We start from the raw sequence: 2,242 nt of genomic DNA on the forward strand, positions 1-2,242 counted from the left end.
ATAATATAGAAGAAAATCTAGGGGGAAATAAATATGATGGATGCAATAGAGTGTAAAGATTTTGAACAACTAACTGATATATTAGGTTCGTTATTTATTAAATATAGAAATGATGAAGACGTATTAAAACTAAGCGAATGGGTAGATGAAATAGTAATTAAAACACAAAAACAAAGACAAGAAATATACAAAATTACAAATATATAACTAGGGGGAATACAAATGAAAAATGGTAAAAGATTATTTAGAAAGAATAAAGAGTTATTAGCTAAACTAGGTCTTAATCCAAATGAGTATTTATTAGAAAGACAAGATGGTAAATCATACAGATTTATAAATACTTCAAATGGAGAAGTTGAAAAATTTACTTTAGATGGGAGTAGATTAGAATGTTAATTCTTAAGAAAAAGCACAATGAATTACTTGAAAAAGCTAAAGAGGAATCTTATAGAGTTGGATTATTAAAAGGTAATTCAATAGCTACTGAAAAAATGGAACGTGGGTTTAGAAACACACTTGAACAGTATAACAAGTCATGTATTGAGCTTGAAAAAAAGAAGTCAGTACTTACTTTAAAAATAAATAATCTAGAAAATAAATTAGTTGAAAAAGAAAAAAACATAGTAGGCTTAGCACTAATGACAAATAGAACACAAGAATTACTATGTACAGTAAGAATAGAATCAAATGAAGAAATAAGAAAACTAAAAAATATATTAAGAAAAAAGGATAGTAAAGAAATAACTAGATATGAACATATAGCAAAAACAACTAAAAAAACTAGAGTAAAAGAAAAAGCAGAGAAGAAGATCCTAGAGTTAAAAGAAAGAGAATTGTATTTTGAATAGTGCGAGTTTAAATCTAATAATTATTGTGGTGCTGGTGATGGTACTTGGTATTGGCATAACAGATGCAATTAATATAAACAGGAGGAGTTAACTTGAGTGATTTATTTATATTTATTTGGATAGTTGCATTTATTATATTTCTAGTAGATTTACTAAAGTTTGTTACAAGGGGGATAAAGGGCAATGGACAGAAATGAGCAGTATTATGCTAAAAATTTAGTTAATGATAGTCTGAAAATATTTAGAAAAGATGGATATGTAAGTATAGCTGATTTGAAAAACTATGTTGAAGATAATGTAAAAAAAGAAAAGAGAAAGTGCAGAAAAGAACTTATTGATTACATAGTTACTTTATTCTTAGAAACAGACCAATACAAAGATATAAAAGAAAATAGAGTAAAGATGTGTTGCACTTGTAGAAAGATACTTCCAGATACTGAATTTAGATTTAGAAGCAAAGATAGTAAGTCAAGAAGAAGTATATGTAAAGTATGTCAAGTTGAAGAAAACAATAAATATAGGTCAGAAAATGCTGATAGAGTAAAGGAATATAAACTTAATTCTTATAACAGAGTAAAAGAAGATAAAGTAAAGTATGATAAGTTTTTAGAAAAGAAAAGAAACTATAGAAACAAGCATAAGGAAAAATATAATGCTATGAATAGAAAGTATTTCATGAAAAAATACTTAGTAAAAAAACTTGAAAGAGAATTAAGTGAAGAAGAAATAGAAAAAGCATTTGAATTAAAAGAAGAATTAAAAATTGATAATGTTAAAGTATATAAAATGCTTTATGCAAGCTAGGAGGAAATATGAATCAAGTTATATTAGTTGGGAGATTAACAAGAGATCCAGAGTTAAGATATATCGCAGGAAGTGGAACTCCTGTAGCTCAATTTGCAATAGCAGTTGATAGAGAGTTTAGTGGAAAAGATGGAAAGAAGGAAACAGACTTTATAGATATACAGGTATGGAATAAGGTAGCTGAAAGCTGTGCTAATTATTTGACTAAAGGAAGCTTAGTAGCTATTCAAGGTAGTTTGAGAATAGAAACATATCAAAATCAAGCAGGAGAGAACAGAAGAGCTGCTAGAGTGAATGCAAGTAGAGTTCAGTTTTTAGATAATAGAAATAAATCTGAAAGTACAAATACATTTGTACCAGGAGCAGGGCTAGATGCAAATGAGTTTGAAGCTATAAATGACCCAGATATACCTTTCTAGTAAAAGGTTGTAAGTTAGTTGAGCTAGGTTGTAAGTTAAGTTATAACCTAGCAAATAAATAAGGTTTTTAATTTATAAAAAGGGAGATAAGTAGATATGAATATTAATATAAGTGAAATAGTAAATAACAAGATTAAAGAAATGGAAGAAAATAACGTTGTAGAAACTCTT

Annotated in this window: 5 protein-coding genes; all 5 read left to right on the forward strand. The window is 27.4% G+C overall.

The genetic code is table 11. The features are described from left to right. Positions 1-33: 33 nt before the first annotated feature. The 5 genes from ACRC03_RS15400 (at position 34) to ACRC03_RS15420 (ending at position 2,071) form a co-directional block, all read left to right on the forward strand. Complete coding sequence (locus ACRC03_RS15400) at positions 34-207, forward strand: hypothetical protein (protein WP_438653478.1); 174 nt, start codon at positions 34-36, stop codon at positions 205-207. A gap of 15 nt (positions 208-222) precedes the next feature. Then, on the forward strand, positions 223-396 hold the full coding sequence (locus tag ACRC03_RS15405; protein ID WP_438653479.1) for a DUF6906 family protein: 174 nt from the start codon (positions 223-225) through the stop codon (positions 394-396). Beyond that, entirely contained in the window at positions 390-848 is a 459-nt protein-coding gene (locus tag ACRC03_RS15410; protein WP_438653480.1) for a hypothetical protein, read from the forward strand. The genes ACRC03_RS15405 and ACRC03_RS15410 overlap by 7 nt, the downstream gene beginning before the upstream one ends. A gap of 183 nt (positions 849-1,031) precedes the next feature. After that, entirely contained in the window at positions 1,032-1,652 is a 621-nt protein-coding gene (locus ACRC03_RS15415) for a hypothetical protein (RefSeq protein WP_438653481.1), read from the forward strand. An 8-nt stretch (positions 1,653-1,660) separates the two neighbouring features. Next, positions 1,661-2,071 carry a single-stranded DNA-binding protein gene (locus ACRC03_RS15420; protein ID WP_438653482.1) on the forward strand — a complete coding sequence of 137 codons (411 nt, stop codon included), beginning with the start codon at positions 1,661-1,663 and terminating at the stop codon, positions 2,069-2,071. Positions 2,072-2,242 lie beyond the last annotated feature (171 nt).

The organism is Romboutsia sp. (assembly GCF_051659545.1).
GTDB lineage: Bacteria > Bacillota > Clostridia > Peptostreptococcales > Peptostreptococcaceae > JBOFOR01.

Excerpts from the sequence above, each read along its gene's own strand:
- ACRC03_RS15400 (WP_438653478.1), top strand. The coding sequence starts at position 34 with ATGATGGATGCAATAGAGTGTAAAGATTTTGAACAACTAACTGATATA.
- ACRC03_RS15405 (WP_438653479.1), top strand. The coding sequence starts at position 223 with ATGAAAAATGGTAAAAGATTATTTAGAAAGAATAAAGAGTTATTAGCT.
- ACRC03_RS15410 (WP_438653480.1), top strand. The coding sequence starts at position 390 with ATGTTAATTCTTAAGAAAAAGCACAATGAATTACTTGAAAAAGCTAAA.
- ACRC03_RS15415 (WP_438653481.1), top strand. The coding sequence starts at position 1,032 with ATGGACAGAAATGAGCAGTATTATGCTAAAAATTTAGTTAATGATAGT.
- ACRC03_RS15420 (WP_438653482.1), top strand. The coding sequence starts at position 1,661 with ATGAATCAAGTTATATTAGTTGGGAGATTAACAAGAGATCCAGAGTTA.